This window comes from Geobacillus stearothermophilus ATCC 12980, assembly GCF_030369615.1.
GTDB classification, from domain to species: domain Bacteria; phylum Bacillota; class Bacilli; order Bacillales; family Anoxybacillaceae; genus Geobacillus; species Geobacillus stearothermophilus.
On record NZ_CP128494.1, the window covers coordinates 2,161,830 to 2,177,386 of the forward strand.

General features: G+C 56.4%; 13 protein-coding genes. 3 read left to right on the forward strand and 10 right to left on the reverse strand.

From position 1 onward, the window contains the following. Nucleotides 1-116: 116 nt before the first annotated feature. From icd to QSJ10_RS11720, 3 genes are all read right to left on the reverse strand, one after another. Nucleotides 117-1,388, reverse strand: a complete 1,272-nt coding sequence (gene icd, locus QSJ10_RS11710; protein ID WP_049624514.1) for an NADP-dependent isocitrate dehydrogenase — start codon at nt 1,386-1,388, stop codon at nt 117-119. A 73-nt stretch (nt 1,389-1,461) separates the two neighbouring features. Continuing rightward, entirely contained in the window at nt 1,462-2,580 is a 1,119-nt protein-coding gene (citZ, locus tag QSJ10_RS11715; RefSeq protein ID WP_053532824.1) for a citrate synthase, read from the reverse strand. Between the two features lie 269 nt (nt 2,581-2,849). Beyond that, a complete protein-coding gene (locus tag QSJ10_RS11720; RefSeq protein ID WP_033014433.1) occupies nt 2,850-3,305 on the reverse strand; it encodes a DUF441 domain-containing protein in 456 nt (151 codons plus the stop codon). A gap of 93 nt (nt 3,306-3,398) precedes the next feature. On the opposite strand from QSJ10_RS11720, the gene ytvI reads away from it, so the two are divergent. After that, a complete protein-coding gene (gene ytvI, locus QSJ10_RS11725; protein WP_033014434.1) occupies nt 3,399-4,517 on the forward strand; it encodes a sporulation integral membrane protein YtvI in 1,119 nt (372 codons plus the stop codon). Nucleotides 4,518-4,560: 43 nt separating this feature from the next. On the opposite strand, the gene pyk is transcribed toward ytvI, so the two are convergent. The 6 genes from pyk to dnaE form a co-directional block, all read right to left on the reverse strand. After that, nucleotides 4,561-6,324, reverse strand: a complete 1,764-nt coding sequence (gene pyk, locus QSJ10_RS11730) for a pyruvate kinase (protein WP_033014443.1) — start codon at nt 6,322-6,324, stop codon at nt 4,561-4,563. Nucleotides 6,325-6,350: 26 nt separating this feature from the next. Next, nucleotides 6,351-7,310 carry a 6-phosphofructokinase gene (pfkA, locus tag QSJ10_RS11735; RefSeq protein WP_033014452.1) on the reverse strand — a complete coding sequence of 320 codons (960 nt, stop codon included), beginning with the start codon at nt 7,308-7,310 and terminating at the stop codon, nt 6,351-6,353. A gap of 186 nt (nt 7,311-7,496) precedes the next feature. Beyond that, nucleotides 7,497-8,474 (reverse strand): acetyl-CoA carboxylase carboxyl transferase subunit alpha, encoded by a 978-nt coding sequence (gene accA, locus QSJ10_RS11740; protein ID WP_033014453.1) that lies wholly within the window; start codon nt 8,472-8,474, stop codon nt 7,497-7,499. Beyond that, entirely contained in the window at nt 8,459-9,331 is an 873-nt protein-coding gene (accD, locus tag QSJ10_RS11745) for an acetyl-CoA carboxylase, carboxyltransferase subunit beta (RefSeq protein WP_053532823.1), read from the reverse strand. Before accD ends, accA begins: the two co-directional genes overlap by 16 nt. A 75-nt stretch (nt 9,332-9,406) precedes the next feature. Continuing rightward, nucleotides 9,407-10,009 carry a FadR/GntR family transcriptional regulator gene (locus QSJ10_RS11750; RefSeq protein WP_033014455.1) on the reverse strand — a complete coding sequence of 201 codons (603 nt, stop codon included), beginning with the start codon at nt 10,007-10,009 and terminating at the stop codon, nt 9,407-9,409. 148 nt (nt 10,010-10,157) lie between these two features. Beyond that, the gene (gene dnaE / locus QSJ10_RS11755) at nt 10,158-13,436 is read right to left on the reverse strand and encodes a DNA polymerase III subunit alpha (protein WP_033014456.1); all 3,279 of its coding nucleotides are present in this window, start codon (nt 13,434-13,436) and stop codon (nt 10,158-10,160) included. A gap of 112 nt (nt 13,437-13,548) precedes the next feature. Here dnaE and ytrH point away from each other — a divergent pair, with 112 nt between their 5' ends. Together ytrH and ytrI are read left to right on the forward strand one after the other, a co-directional pair. Then, nucleotides 13,549-13,890, forward strand: a complete 342-nt coding sequence (gene ytrH, locus QSJ10_RS11760; protein ID WP_033008565.1) for a sporulation membrane protein YtrH — start codon at nt 13,549-13,551, stop codon at nt 13,888-13,890. Next, on the forward strand, nt 13,887-14,390 hold the full coding sequence (gene ytrI, locus QSJ10_RS11765) for a sporulation membrane protein YtrI (RefSeq protein WP_033014457.1): 504 nt from the start codon (nt 13,887-13,889) through the stop codon (nt 14,388-14,390). The genes ytrH and ytrI overlap by 4 nt, the downstream gene beginning before the upstream one ends. A 131-nt stretch (nt 14,391-14,521) precedes the next feature. Here the strand turns inward: ytrI and QSJ10_RS11770 are convergent, their stop codons facing one another. After that, nucleotides 14,522-15,469, reverse strand: a complete 948-nt coding sequence (locus QSJ10_RS11770; protein ID WP_033008569.1) for a DHH family phosphoesterase — start codon at nt 15,467-15,469, stop codon at nt 14,522-14,524. Nucleotides 15,470-15,557 lie beyond the last annotated feature (88 nt).

Consider the following 15,557-nt stretch of genomic DNA (forward strand, 5'->3'; position numbering starts at 1 on the left):
GCCATATTCTATCCTATTCGTTGGCTAACGCCAACCGAAATTCATCTCCCACTTTCACTGGTGCTGGCGCACCTTCACGTTTAGAAGTAGGAGACTTCTTTCGGAGGGAAGTTAAATTAGTCCATATTGCGGATGAGTGCATCGGCAAATTCCGAACATTTCACTTCGGTTGCCCCTTCCATCAGGCGGGCAAAGTCGTACGTGACGATTTTGGCGGCAATCGTTTTTTCCATCGCCTGGATGATGAGCTTCGCCGCTTCGTTCCAGCCGAGATGCTCAAACATCATGACGCCGGACAAAATGACGGACGACGGATTGACTTTGTCAAGACCGGCGTATTTCGGCGCCGTGCCGTGCGTCGCCTCGAAAATGGCGTGGCCGGTTTCATAGTTGATGTTCGCCCCCGGCGCGATGCCGATGCCGCCGACTTGGGCTGCGAGCGCATCGGAAATGTAGTCGCCGTTTAAGTTCATCGTCGCAATGACGTCAAATTCGCGCGGACGCGTCAAAATTTGCTGCAGGAAGATGTCGGCGATAACGTCTTTGACGATGATTTTGCCGGCTGCTTCCGCTTCCGCCATCGCTTTGTTCGCCGCCTCTTTGCCCTCGGCTTCAACGATCCGATCGTATTGCGCCCACGTGAACACTTTATCGCCGAATTCTTGTTCGGCAAGCTCATAGCCCCAGTTTTTAAACGCGCCTTCCGTGAACTTCATAATGTTCCCTTTATGGACGAGCGTCACCGACTTGCGGCCGTGTTCGATCGCATAGTTGATCGCCGCGCGCACAAGCCGTTTCGTCCCTTGTTCGGAAATCGGCTTAATGCCGATGCCGGACGTTTCCGGGAAACGGATTTTGCGCACGCCCATTTCGTTTTGCAAGAAGTCGATCACTTTTTTCACTTCCGGCGTTCCTTTGGCGTATTCAATGCCGGCGTAAATGTCTTCCGTGTTCTCGCGGAAAATGACCATATCGGTGTCTTCCGGACGTTTGACCGGCGACGGAACGCCAGGAAAGTAGCGGACCGGACGCAGGCAGACAAACAGGTCGAGCTCTTGGCGGAGCGCGACGTTGAGCGAACGGATGCCGCCGCCGACCGGCGTCGTCAACGGCCCTTTAATGGCGATTATGTATTCGCGGATCGTCTCAAGCGTTTCATCCGGAAGCCAGCTGCCCGTCAGCTTGTACGCTTTTTCGCCAGCGAGCACTTCCTTCCAAACGATTTTTTTCTCGCCCTTGTACGCTTTTTCCACCGCTGCTTCCAGCACGCGCGAAGCGGCCGCCCAAATGTCCGGGCCGGTTCCGTCCCCTTCAATGAACGGAATGATCGGATTGTTTGGAACATTGAGCACACCATTGGTGACAGTAATTTTTTCCCCTTGCGTCACGAGTAAAACCCCCAATGCCAGTTTTTTATTGAAAAGGCGTGAAGGCTCGCCTTCACCGCCTTGTCCACTTATTTCAGCCGCGCTCGTCGATCGGCACGTACGCCCGCTTGCCCGGGCCGGTGTACTCGGCGCGCGGACGGATGAGACGGTTGTTGTCATATTGTTCCAAAATATGTGCCAACCATCCCGATGTCCGGCTCACGGCAAAAATCGGCGTAAACAAATCATGATCGATTCCTAAACAATGGTAAACCGAAGCGGAATAAAAATCAACGTTCGGCGGCAACGCTTTTTCCGACGTGACAATTTCCTCGATTTTCGTCGACATTTCGTACCAGTGCGGTTCGCCGACGAGCTTCGTCAGTTTTTCCGACATTTTCTTCAAGTGCTTGGCGCGCGGGTCGCCTTTCCGATAGACGCGATGGCCGAAGCCCATAATTTTTTCTTTGTTGGCGAGCTTCGTGCGGATGTACGGCTCGACGTTGTCGACCGTGCCGATTTCCGTCAACATTTTCATCACCACTTCGTTCGCCCCGCCGTGAAGCGGTCCTTTCAACGCGCCGATCGCCGCCGTGATGCCGGAATAAATATCGGACAGCGTGGCTACGCAGACGCGCGCCGTAAACGTCGACGCGTTCAACTCATGGTCGGCGTGCAGCACGAGCGCCTTGTTGAACGCTTCCGTGGCGATGTCGTCTGGTTCTTTGCCGGTCAGCATGTACAAGAAATTGGCGGCAAAGCTCAAATCTTTGCGCGGCGCAACCGGTTCCAACCCTTTGCGCACGCGGGCGAAGGCAGTGACAATCGTCGGAATTTTCGCCTGCAGGCGGATCGCTTTCCGGTAGTTCGCTTCTTTCGTCATCACGTCCGCTTCTTCGTCGTACAGGCCAAGAAGCGAGACGGCAGTGCGCAGCGCGGCCATCGGATGCACGTTCTCAATCGGATAGAGCTTGAAGTGTTCGATGATCTCACGCGGGATGTCGGCATTTTCCGCCAATCGCTGTTTCAGCTCCTCGAGCTGTTCTTTCGTGGGCAGCTCGCGGTGCCAAAGCAAATAAATGACTTCTTCAAAGGAAGCGTTTTCAGCCAAATCTTCGATGTCATAGCCGACATACGTCAATGTATCGTCGATGATTGAGCTGATGCTAGAGGTTGTCGCTACAACTCCTTCCAAACCGCGGGTTACCGTCATGTCAATTTCCCCTTTTCTTTATAGTTCCTCGTTCCTGCTTGCCGCTTTACGGCCGGTGAGCGCTTGCTCGAAACAGGCGCAAAAAACAAGCGCACGCTATCGAAAGTGCTTACATCACCGCGCGGATGCCGCCGCGCTGTGGCGGGGGGCGCCGTTTGACCCGAAAACTAGCTTACGCCTACTATTATAAACAATTATCAGACTTTTGTGAACGGAAATGTATCGTCCTGGCAAAAGACATTACATAAAATAACGTTCCCCGCCCTAGTTCAAAAATATTCTATCATTTTTATGACCATATAGGCAATCCCCGCGCCGATCAACGGACCGACCGCCACCCCATGAAACAGCGACACCGCAATGACCGTGCCAAACACAAGTGCCGCGGTGATATGTGGGTCATTCGCCAAAAGCGTCACGCCCCCTTTCGCGATCAACGCAACAAGAATGCCGGATAAAAGCGCCACCCAGGCCGCCAACGATTGCAGCGAGCCGGCAAGCTGCTTAAGGCCGATCTCCCCGGAGGCAATGGGCGCCAGCACGGTGATCGTAATGAGCGTAATGCCCCAGTTGAGGCCTTTGGCATGGATCAACGGGAGCAGCCGCTGATCGAGGCCGGCGAGTTTAATGGCAAGCAGCACGACAATCGCGGCAATAAATGATTTGTTTTTCGCCAATAGGCCGACCAAAAGCAGCCCGAGCAAAAACAAGACGGGTTCGTTCATGATTGTTCACCCTTTCCTCTGAAGCTTGTCTTTTTGCTTCTTCGTAAAGAAACATGTAATATATCAGTATGGAAAACGAGTGGGGGTGAAACATTGTCCCGAATATATGTTGACCGCTTTTTGCGTTTTCTCATCGTCATCGCGATCGTTGCGTTCGGCGCTGCCGCCGCCTACTATGCCGCAACATTGACGTACCCGTTTATCATTGCCTTTTTCATCGCCTTTCTCATCAACCCGGTCGTCGACTTGTTGGAACGAAAGGTGAAAATGCCGCGCTGGCTCGCGGTCAGCGCCACGCTCATCGTCTTGTTCGCCGCTGTCGCCGGGCTGGTGACGCTGTTGATCGCTGAGATCGTTTCGGGAACGCAATATTTGGCCAATGTGGTGCCGGAAAAATTCCAGGCGCTCGTCGCGTACATCGAATCGTTTGCCGCCAATCAGCTTATCCCGCTTTACCAAGACTTGGCCGTCTTGTTTAAAAGCTTGAACGCCGATCAACAAGATACGATCATGCAAAACATTCAGGCGGTCGGAACGCAAATCGCGACGACGGTCGGCGAATTCATTCAGCGCGTGCTGCAAAACATTCCCCAGCTCATCGCCTGGCTGCCAAACGCGGCGACCGTATTTATTTTTTCACTGTTGGCGACCTTTTTCATCAGCAAAGACTGGCACCGCTTAATGCGGATGGCGCAGCGTTGGCTGCCGGCGAAAGCCCGCACGAGCGGGAAAACGGTGTTTTTGGATTTGAAGCGGGCGTTGTTTGGCTTTATTAAAGCGCAAGCGACGCTCATTTCGATTACGACGGTCATCGTGTTGATCGGCTTGCTCATTTTGCGCGTCGATTACGCGATTACGATCGCGTTGATCATCGGCTTTGTCGATATTTTGCCCTACCTCGGGACCGGCATCGTCTTCGTGCCTTGGATCATTTACGCCGCCATCAGCGGCGACATCCCGTTTGCGATCGGGCTCGGCGTTTTGTATATCGTCGTTCTCGTCCAACGGCAAATTATGGAGCCGAAAGTGCTCTCCTCCTCGATCGGGCTCGACCCGCTCGCGACGCTCATCGCCTTGTTTGTCGGCTTCAAGCTGCTCGGCTTCCTCGGCCTCATCGCCGGTCCGGTCGCGCTCGTCATCATCCGCGCGCTCCACAGCGCCAACGTCTTCCGCGACATTTGGCGCTTTATCGTCGGCAGGCCGACTTTGTAAAAAACAGCCTTGGCTCCACTGGCCAAGGCTGTTTCAGTCCGCGTTACAACACGCTGGCATGGCCGCGATAGACGGCACCGAACCCGCCGTCCACCGTAATCTCCTGCCCATCTTTAAACAAGGTTGTTGCGTTTTCCACTCCGACAATCACTGGAATCCCAAGGCTCAAACCGACGACCGCCGCATGGCTGGTCAACCCGCCCTCTTCAGTAATGATGGCTGCCGCTTTTTCGATCGCCGGCATCATGTCGGCATCGGTGCTGACAGTGACTAAAATGCCGCCGTCGACCATTTTTTGCCGCGCTTCTTCCGCTGTTTTCGCTACAACGGCCTTGCCGAACGCCGACTTGCGGCCGATGCCTTGCCCTTTGGCGAGAAGATCGCTGATAACGTGCACCTTCATTAAGTTCGTCGAACCCGTTTCGCCGACCGGCACGCCAGCCGTGATGACGACCAAGTCACCGTGCTTCACCAACCCGGAGCGCACCGCCGCATCGACGGCGACATCGAGCATTTCGTCCGTCGTGTTCACATGCGGCGCTTCTTTCGTATACACGCCCCACACAAGCGCCAGCCGGCGCGATACCGCTTCATTTGACGTCACGGCAATAATCGGCGCTTTCGGGCGATACTTCGCCACCATTTGCGGCGTTTTTCCGCTCACGGTCGGCGTCACGATCGCCGCCACATCCAAGTTGAGCGCGGTGTGGGCGACCGACTGCCCGATGGCGTCGGTGATCGTCGTTTGGCTTTCTTTTGTGCGTTGGGACAAAATGTCGCGGTGCTCAAGCGCCTGTTCGGTGCGGAGCGCGATTTGGTGCATCGTTTTCACCGCTTCGACCGGATACTGGCCGGCCGCCGTTTCCCCGGAAAGCATGACGGCGTCGGTGCCGTCAAAAATGGCGTTAGCGACGTCGCTCGCCTCCGCCCGCGTCGGACGCGGATTGCGCTGCATCGAATCGAGCATTTGCGTCGCCGTAATGACCGGCTTGCCGAGCATGTTGCACTTTTTAATGAGCAGTTTTTGAATGAGCGGCACTTCCTCAGCCGGAATTTCCACGCCCAAATCGCCGCGCGCCACCATCAGGCCGTCGGCGGCTTCTAAAATTTCGTCAATGTTGGCGACGCCTTCTTCATTTTCAATTTTGGCGATAATTTGGATATGGAGGGCGTCATGCGCCTCAAGCAGCTCGCGGATCTCCAGCACATCGGACGCCCGGCGCACAAACGAGGCGGCGATGAAATCGATCCCTTGGCGAATGCCAAACAAAATGTCAGCCCGATCTTTCTCGGTGATGCCTGGCAAGTTGACTTTGACACCCGGCACATTGACTCCTTTTTTGTTTTTCAGCACGCCGCCGTTTAACACGGTCGTGACGATTTCTCCCGCTTGCTTGTCGACCGCGTTGACTTCCAGGCTGATGAGCCCGTCATCAAGCAAAATTTTCGCGCCGACGGACACATCATCGATTAAGCTGGGATAGGTGACCGAAATTTTTTCCGGCGTGCCGAGCACTTCGCTCATCGAAATGACGAGCTTTGACCCTTCCTTCAGCTCAATGGCGCCGTTTTCCATATTGTGCGTCCGGATTTCCGGCCCTTTCGTGTCAAGCAAAATGGCGACCGTTCGGCCCGTTCGCTTCGCCGCTTCGCGAATATTGGCGATGCGCCGCCCGTGCTCTTCATGATCGCCGTGCGAAAAGTTTAGGCGCGCCACGTTCATTCCCGCTTCCATCAGTTGCACGAGCTTGTCTACGCTCTCGCTTGCCGGCCCGATCGTGCAGACGATTTTCGTTTTCCGCTTCATCTTGTCTTCTCCTTTCCCCTCGGGACTTAAATGGACAATTCTTTCGACAATGCGTACATCCGCTGATCAATCGTATGTTTGTTGGCTAGCGCCTCCGCGATGTCATGGTCGACGAGCTGGTTGTTTTGGATGCCGACGCAGCGCCCGCCTTTTCCTTCGAGCAACAGCTCGACCGCCCGGGCGCCGAGGCGGCTCGCGAGCACGCGGTCAAACGCCGTGGGCGACCCGCCGCGCTGCACGTGGCCAAGCACCGTCACACGCGTCTCAAAGCCGGTCGCTTCCTGGATTTGCCGGCCGAAGTCGACGCCGCTTCCAACTCCTTCCGCCACGATGATGATGCTATGTTTTTTGCCGCGCTCATGGCCGCGCTTTAAGCGGGCGATGACGTCGTTCATATCATAATCGGCTTCCGGAATTAAAATCGTTTCCGCCCCGCCGGCCAGCCCCGACCATAAGGCGATGTCGCCGGCATGGCGGCCCATCACTTCGATGACGTACGTCCGCTCGTGCGACGTCGCCGTGTCGCGGATTTTGTCGATGGCATCAATGACCGTATTGAGCGCCGTGTCAAACCCGATCGTAAAATCAGTGCCCGGAATGTCGTTGTCAATCGTCCCCGGCACGCCGACGCACGGAAAGCCGTGCTCGGTCAGTTTTTTCGCCCCTTGGTACGAACCGTCGCCGCCGATGACGACCAGCCCTTCAATGCCGTGCTTTTTCAGCTGCTCGATCCCTTTTTTCTGACCTTCTTCCGTCTTAAATTCCGGACAGCGGGCCGTATAGAGTATCGTGCCGCCACGGTGGATAATATCCCCGACATCGCCGACTTCCAGCTTTTTAATGTTGCCGGCGATCAGTCCGGCATACCCGTGATAAACGCCGTACACTTCCACACCGTGGTAAATCGCTTTGCGGACAACCGAGCGAATGGCCGCATTCATTCCCGGCGAGTCGCCGCCGCTTGTCAACACACCAATGCGTTTCACTCATTTCACCTCATTTGTATCAAATTCAACACGTCCGACCTCATACATCTGTCGCTCTTGAACAACTTTAATGTACCATGAACATGAGCGGAACACAACAGCGACGCCTTGTTGAAACGGTTTACATGAACAAAATTTTTTCATGGACAGAACAAAGCTGCCCCGAAAGTCGAGACAGCTTTTTCCTTATCTTGCCCGAATCGTTTCCTGCAAAAACGACACTTGGCCGATTTGTTTAAATTTTTCATAGCGCTGCCGGACGAGCGCCTCGCCGTCAAGCGCCAACAACTCTTTCAACGACCGGCGCAGCACGCGGTCCATTTCCTTTGCCTGCTCGTCAGCGTTGCGGTGGGCGCCGCCTTTCACTTCCGGAATGATTTCGTCAATGACGCCGAGCGCTTTTAAGTCGTGAGCGGTAATTTTCATCGTTTCCGCCGCCCGTTGCGCCAATGATGCATCATTCCATAAAATGGCAGCCGCCCCTTCCGGCGAAATGACCGAGTACGTGGAATTTTCAAGCATATGAATATGATTGCCGACGCCAAGGGCGAGCGCCCCGCCGCTTCCGCCTTCGCCGATGACGATGCAGACGACCGGCACGGTGAGTCCTGCCATTTCAAACAAGTTGCGGGCGATCGCTTCGCTTTGCCCACGCTCTTCGGCCGATTTGCCCGGATAGGCGCCTTTCGTGTCGATAAAGCAGATGATCGGCCGCGAAAACTTTTCTGCCTGCTTCATGAGCCGCAGCGCCTTCCGGTAGCCTTCCGGGTGTGGCATGCCGAAGTTGCGGCGCAAATTTTCTTTCGTATCTTTGCCACGCTGGTGGCCAATGACTGTCACCGGCAGCCCGTCGTATTCGGCAATGCCCCCAACGATCGCTTCGTCGTCGCCAAAACAACGGTCTCCATGGCATTCGAGAAAGTTCGTAAACAGCCGCTCAATATAATCAAGCGTCGTCGGCCGCTGCGGATGGCGGGCGATTTGCACGCGATCCCACGGCGTCAAATTGGCATACACGTCGTTTTCCATCTTGGCGAGCCGCGCCTCCAGTTTCTCGATTTCCGCCGACAAATCGACATCGGCCGTTTTCATAAACTCTCTCAGCTCTTGAATTTTGCGGCGCAGCTCAACAAGCGGCTTTTCGAATTCTAGTTCCGCCACCATCCTGATTCCCCTCCTCCCGTGTGAATGCGAAGCACAGTCGCCAGCGTCTCTTTCAGCTCATGGCGGTGAATGACGGCATCCAACTGACCGTGCTTTAATAAAAACTCCGCCGTCTGGAAGTCTTCCGGCAGCTCTTCGCGCACCGTCTGTTCGATGACGCGGCGGCCGGCAAAGCCGATGAGCGCACCTGGTTCGGCGAAGTTGTAATCGCCAAGCGAGGCGAAACTCGCTGACACGCCGCCTGTTGTCGGGTGGGTCATGACGGAGATGAACAAGCCGCCGTCGTTGCTGAATCGTTTGAGCGCGGCGCTCGTTTTCGCCATTTGCATTAGGCTTAGCACTCCTTCTTGCATGCGGGCGCCGCCGGAAGCGGTAAAAATGAGAAACGGCACACCTTTATCGTGCGCTTGTTCGACTGCACGGGTGATTTTTTCGCCGACAACAGACCCCATGCTGCCCATGCGAAACGAGGAATCCATGACCGCGATGACGAGCGTATGGCCGTCAAGCGTCCCTTCGCCGGTCACGACCGCCTCGTTCAATCCCGACTTGCGCCGGTCTTCCTCGAGTTTTTCTATGTAGCCCGGAAACCCGATCGGGTTGACAGAAATCATATCGGCATCATATTCGCGAAAGCTGCCGTCATCCAGCACGCTCTCGATCCGTTCGCGCGCCGGCATCGGATGATGGTAGCCGCAGCTTAGGCAAACGCGCAAATTTTTCACCAACTCTTTTGTATACATAATTTTTTTGCATTGCGGGCATTTCGTCATCACGCCTTCCGGCACCTCATGCCTCACTTGCTCGGAAGAAAGCGACGCATACTTCTTCTTTTTGGCAAATAAATCTTTCCACACGAGGGAGCTCCTCCTTTGCGTTTTCGCCTCTCTACTACTTTATCGAAAATGCAAGCGGTTGTTTGTCAAACGGTGTCAGTTCTGTTTCGACAACGGCGAAGGCCGGTGCCTCTCCCAGACAGCAGCGGCTTCAGCCGGATCGCGTTTTTTCAATGCTGCTAACAGCTGGTCATAAAACGAGTCGGCAAGCGGCCGGTCGGGCGCACAGGCGGAGGCAAACCCAGACAGCGCCCGCCAAATGCGGATGAGCAAGTAGTTGTCAGCCGCCTCAGCAACCGCCTGAAAAAACGGCGTGAAATCAGTCGGTTTTTGGCGAACGGTTTTTTCCAGCCTCTCCAGCGCATCTTCACTGCAGCGGAGGCAAGCGAGCTCGAGCAGCAGCCGTTCGATCAGCCATTTCGTTTCCGCCAAATCCGCTTTCGCCCGTTCATTTTCAAGCAAAAACATCGCCAGCAACTCAATCAGCTGATGTCCGCCGACCTCGCACAAGTAGGTCCCTTCGCCGCGCCGCGTCTCAATCAGGCCGAGAAACTCAAGCGCCCGCAGCGCCTCGCGCACCGACGAGCGGCCGACGCCGAGCCGCTCGGCCAGCTCGCGTTCTGACGGCAGCTTGTCGCCCGGGACAAGGCCATCCTCGACAACGAGACGATGGATATGCTTCAACGTCTCGGCGTACACTTTTTCATCGTTGAACGGAGACCCCTCCTTTTCGATTCATGCCATACTCCATGCGTGGGCGGCATGCCGTTCAACCGCAGCCAGATGCACTGGTCTGACCACCTAATGGTTATACGATATAATAAAATAGCGAAATAGTAAAGGGGAGTTATTTCACAGCAATGCGCCCGAAGCCGAATAAGGCGAGCAGCCCATCGACAAGCGGCGCTGTGAGCGCGACGGCGTACTGCTCCGGAAGACGGAGAAGCGTCCGCTTCGCTTCGTCATACAAATAGACCGGCGTAGCGCCGCGCTGCTGCTCAAGCAGCTGTTTCAGCTTGGACAATTTGGCCTCATCGGCCCGGCTCGCGTTAATGTATAGCGCCGACACGGGCAGGAGGCCGGCGCGGCGGATGATGAGCTGTCGCCTGCCTGCGCGCCGGTCGACCGTTCCAAAAAGCAACACAAAGTTTCCTTCCGCCAGCTCATCGGAGGCGCGGGCATAAATGGACGGAAAGGCGACCGCCTCCACTTCCCCGCTTTCATCGCTAATTGTCACAAACGCCATTTCCTCCCCCCGTTTCGTTCTCGTTTTCCGCTGTTTGGCCACATAGCCGCCGACCACGGCCGCCGAACCGTGCATTTCGGCAATCGGCACCGCCCGGGCCGCTTGAAACAGCGGGCGGCAGACCGCGGCCGGATGCGGGGTGACGGCAAACCCGAGCAACTCTTTTTCCTGTTTCCGCCGCTCATCCGGCGGCAGCGGGGGGGCATCCATGTATTTCGGCTTCAGCGACAATCCGCCTGTGTTCAAGTACGGCCCGACCAATTGCACGTGTTCGACCGCCACGTCAATGCTCGCTAAAAGCGAAGCCCGCTCCCCGTCCATTTCATCAAACGCGCCGGCCAAAACGAGCGCCTCAAGCGCCGGGCGCGGCAATCCTTTCGGCAACAGGCGGATGGCGAAATCGAAAAAATCGGCAAACGGTCCGCGCTCCCGACGCTCTTCGATGATGAGCCTCGCCGCTGTGCCGACATGTTTCACCGCCGCCAGCCCGGTGCGGATCGCCTTGCCTTCGATCGCAAACCGATAGCCGCTCCGGTTGACGGATGGCGGCAGCAGCGGAATCCCTTTTTGCGCTGCTTCGCTAGCGTAAAGAGCCGTTTTTTCCCGGTCGCCGGAAGCGCCCGAGAGCATGGCCACGTAAAAACAAAGCGGATAGTGAGCTTTAATGTAGGCCATCGCATACGACAACAGCGCATAGCTGACCGCGTGGCTCCGGTTGAAGCCGTAATCGGCGAAGCGGACGATATGCCGGTACAATTCCTCGGCAACTTCCTTTGGATAGCCGTTCGCCGTGCAGCCGGCGACAAACGCCTCCCGCTGTTCAGCGAGACGCGCCTTCTCTTTTTTCGCCACCGCCCGCCGGAGCACGTCCGCTTGTCCGAGCGAAAACCCAGCCATGCGGGCGGCGATTTGCATAATTTGCTCTTGGTAGATCAGCACTCCGTAAGTCGGCGCCAAAATCGGCTCAAGGTCAGGATGGATATACGAAATCGCCTCGTCTCCGCGCTTGCGCCGGATATAAGCAGGAATCATGTCCATCGGCCCCGGCCGGTACAAGGCGTTGACAGCGACCAAGTCTTCCAGCTCCGACGGCCGCAATTCCGCAAGCAAACGCTTCATTCCGCTTGATTCAAGCTGAAAAATGCCGTTTGTCTCTCCGGCGCTCAGGAGCGCATACGTTTTTTCGTCGTCAAGCGGAACACGACGCACATCAAACGGCTTTCCTGTCTGCCGTTCGATGAGACGCACCATTTGCCCGAGCAGCGTCAACGTGCGCAAGCCGAGAAAATCCATTTTGAGAAGGCCGAGCGCCTCGAGCGACCCCATGGCGTATTGCGTGAGCGGCCATTCGCCATGGCTTGGCTGCAACGGGACTTGGCGCACAAGCGGCTCAGGGCTGATGATGACGCCAGCCGCGTGAATCGATGTATGGCGCGGCAGCCCTTCGAGCGTTTGTGCGATATCCAGCCACTGCTTGCCGTCCGGCACCGTTTCGGCGGCGCGGCGGAACGCGGTCGACTCGCTGCGCCATTGGCGGATCGTCACCCCTTGTTTATCCGGCAAAAGCGACACAACCCGCTCCGCCTCGCGCCCGGGAATGCCGAGCGCTTTCGCCGTCTCGCGCAGCGCCGACTTGGCGCCGAACGTCCCAAACGTAATGATTTGCGCGACGCGGTCGCGCCCGTATTTGTCCGCCGCATAGCGAATCATTTCTTCGCGCCGGTCATCGGGAAAATCAAGATCAATATCCGGCACCGACACCCGCTCCGGATTCAAAAACCGCTCAAACAACAGCCCATATTGGATCGGATCGACATCGGTAATAGCCAAAGCATAGGCGACGAGCGAGCCGGCCGCCGAACCGCGGCCCGGTCCGATGAGAATGCCACGTTGGCGGGCGTAGGCAATCACATCGGCGACAATCAAAAAATAATCGCTAAAGCGCATTGCCTGAATGACATCAAGCTCATGCCGCAGACGCTTCCAGTAACGCTCATCGGCGTCCGGCACACGGCGGGCGAGCCCTTGTTCGCACAGACGGCGTAAATACCCGTCCGCCGTCTCGCCGTCAGGCACCGGAAATTTCGGCAGCCGCCAGCCGCCAAACGGAATGTGCAGTTCGCACCGATCAGCGATCGCCGCGCTGTTCTCAAGCGCTTCTGGCAAGTCAGCAAACCGACGCGCCATCTCATCCGGCGCCGCCAAATAACGGCCGCCATCCTCTTGGACGTCAGCAAATGGCACGCCGAGCCTGATCGCCTGCAGGCAGCGCCACGCTGCGGCGTCGCCGCGCTCAACATAACGGACGTCATTCGTCGCCACGACCGGAACCCCGGCTTCTTCCGCCAACTGCCGCAACGCTCCTTCGTACGGTGCGCGCGTCCGCTCGCCGCGCTGGACAGCCACATACAAACAGCCAGGAAACAGCTGTTGATAGCGGGCGAGCACCGCTTTCGCCTGCTGCCATTCCCCGGCGGCCAGCAGCGACTCGACCCGCCCTTCAGCCCCCGGGGTGATGGCGACAATTCCACCGCTCAACCGGCGGAGGGCGTCTTCATCGATCTGCTTTTCTTCTCCCATTTGGATCATCGTGCTGATTTCGATTACATGGTGGTACCCTTCCTCATTGGCGGCCAACAGCACGAGCGGATAGGCGCCGTCCCCGCTGAGAGCAATATCGGCCGTCACGCCGATGATCGGACGGATGCCATGGCGCTTGCACTCCTTGTAAAAGGGCAGAGCGCCATACAGCACGTTGCGGTCGGTCAACGCCAAGGCGGGGCAGCCGAGCTGTTTCGCCTTGGCCGCCAGCGCTTCCACGGTGGCCGTGCTTTGAAACAAACTATAGCCGCTTGACACATGCAAGTGCACAAACGTCATAGACAGCCCTCCCTTATTCATCCATCTGCGGACGAAAACTTTTCCATTGGCTGCATGCTCCGTCCCATTCGTTGATATACATAGTAAAAGAGAAAGAAAGGGCGGGGAAACGATGGACGAAAAAGCAGCGTTTTTGCCGGCGTTGATCCAAAGCTATTTTATCGCGGTCGGCGTGTTGCTTGGCGGCGCCATCATCGGCGCTCTCGGCGCATTTTTGAGCGGCGGCCAGCCGCTGACGGCCATGTACCGGTTTGCCGGCGACTTGCGCATTTGGGCGGTCGTCGCCGCCATCGGCGGAACGTTTGATACGTTTTACGTCGTCGAGCGAGGGCTGTTTCTCGGGGAAACAAAAGACATTGTGCGGCAGTTTTTGCTCATTTTGTCCGCCATGGGCGGCGCGCAAACAGGAGTGGCGATCATTACGTGGCTGACACAGGAGCACATTTCGCCATGAGAATTCCTCCGTATTACCAATATCCGTCATGGCAGCGTTTTTTCGCCGGCGTAGCGATTGGGGCGCTCATCAGCTGGTTTGTCTTTTTGTACATTTTCGGCGTCCTGCAGGAAAAGCAGGTGCGGCACGTCAATGAGCTGAACGAGCAGATCGCCGACTTGCAAAATGAAATTCGCATTTGGCAAGAAGACTATATCCATTACAACAAAGAAATGAAAAAAAAGCTGACCGTGCAGGACGTGTCCGTCCATCTTGTCAACGCCAAGCAATACAAGCTTGATTCGTACACAGCGTTCCGCATCGAAGACAGTGTGAAAGAAGATTTGTCCCATTTAATCACCAAAGATATTGAAACGGTGTACAACAGCCGCGAGCTGATCAAGCGGGCAATTGAAAACAAAACGTATACGATCCACGAAAAAGCGTACCGGCTGGAAATTCATACGCTCACCATTTTCACCTTTTTGGCTGTGGAAGTGAAATTGAAGCCGCTCCCTTAACACGCCATGCAGCCGACAAACGAGAAAAGCCAAAACAAACCGACACCCCGACGCCGACAAGAGCGCCGGACACTGCATCAGGCGGCAAAAGAGGGGGCGGCGCCGCATGACGCCCTTCTCGCCCCCTTCTGTTACCGTTCCGCCCGGCAAACGGCTCTCACCTCTTCAACAATGCGGTCGGCTTCTTCCCATGAAGCGATCGACGCGCCGGCCGCCAGCGGATGGCCGCCGCCGCCATGCCGCTTGGCGACGACATTGATGACCGGCCCTTTCGAACGAAAACGCACGCGAATCTCCTTCTCCTCCTCAACGAAAAACACCCAGGCGATGATGCCATCAATGTTGCCGAGCAGCCCAACAAGCTGCGACGCTTCAAGCGGGGTGACGCCGTATTCTTCAAGCAGCGCCCGCGGCATTTTCACCGCCGCCACTCCTTCATCGATCGTGAAATTCGACAGCACATAACCGCTCAAACGGGCGAGCGGCAGGCTCGTCCGGTACAGCCCGTCATACAATTCCGTCAGCGAAAAGCCGTACGAAATGAGCTCTCCGGCATAGCGAAACGTTTTTTCGCTCGTGCGCGGAAACAAAAAACGGCCCGTGTCGCCGACAATGCCGGCGTAAATCAGGCGCGCCGCCTCGGCGGTCATCGTCAGCCCGTCGTCTTTGCCGGCCAAATACAGTTCGTAAATCATTTCGCTCGTCGAGCTGGCGTCGGTGTCAACCCACATGATGTCGCCGTACGGCGTATCGTTCGGATGGTGGTCGATTTTGATCAGCTTCCGCCCGAGCCGGTAGCGGCTGTCACAAATCCGCTCTTCGTTCGCCGTGTCACAGACAATCACGAGCGCCTGTTCATAGGCGCCATCGTCAATGACATCCATTTGACGTAAAAATGACAACGATGGATCATCCGTCCCCACCGCATACACTTGTTTTTCCGGAAACGACGCCCGAAGCAGCGCCGCCAGCCCGCCTTGCGACCCGTACGCGTCCGGGTCCGGGCGCACGTGGCGATGGATGATGATCGTATCAAATTGGCGAATCGTTTCAAGAATGTCCCGGCAAACGTCTTTCATCACTTCGTCCCCTTTTTATGGCTTGTCATTTTCAACCGCTGGCATTTTTCCGCGCTTCTATGTACAATGGAAAAAGAAACGGACTACG

Excerpts from the sequence above, each read along its gene's own strand:
- citZ (WP_053532824.1), bottom strand. The coding sequence starts at position 2,580 with ATGACGGTAACCCGCGGTTTGGAAGGAGTTGTAGCGACAACCTCTAGC.
- QSJ10_RS11720 (WP_033014433.1), bottom strand. The coding sequence starts at position 3,305 with ATGAACGAACCCGTCTTGTTTTTGCTCGGGCTGCTTTTGGTCGGCCTA.
- pyk (WP_033014443.1), bottom strand. The coding sequence starts at position 6,324 with ATGAAGCGGAAAACGAAAATCGTCTGCACGATCGGGCCGGCAAGCGAG.
- accA (WP_033014453.1), bottom strand. The coding sequence starts at position 8,474 with ATGGTGGCGGAACTAGAATTCGAAAAGCCGCTTGTTGAGCTGCGCCGC.
- dnaE (WP_033014456.1), bottom strand. The coding sequence starts at position 13,436 with ATGACGTTTGTGCACTTGCATGTGTCAAGCGGCTATAGTTTGTTTCAA.
- ytrH (WP_033008565.1), top strand. The coding sequence starts at position 13,549 with ATGGACGAAAAAGCAGCGTTTTTGCCGGCGTTGATCCAAAGCTATTTT.
- ytrI (WP_033014457.1), top strand. The coding sequence starts at position 13,887 with ATGAGAATTCCTCCGTATTACCAATATCCGTCATGGCAGCGTTTTTTC.
- QSJ10_RS11770 (WP_033008569.1), bottom strand. The coding sequence starts at position 15,469 with ATGAAAGACGTTTGCCGGGACATTCTTGAAACGATTCGCCAATTTGAT.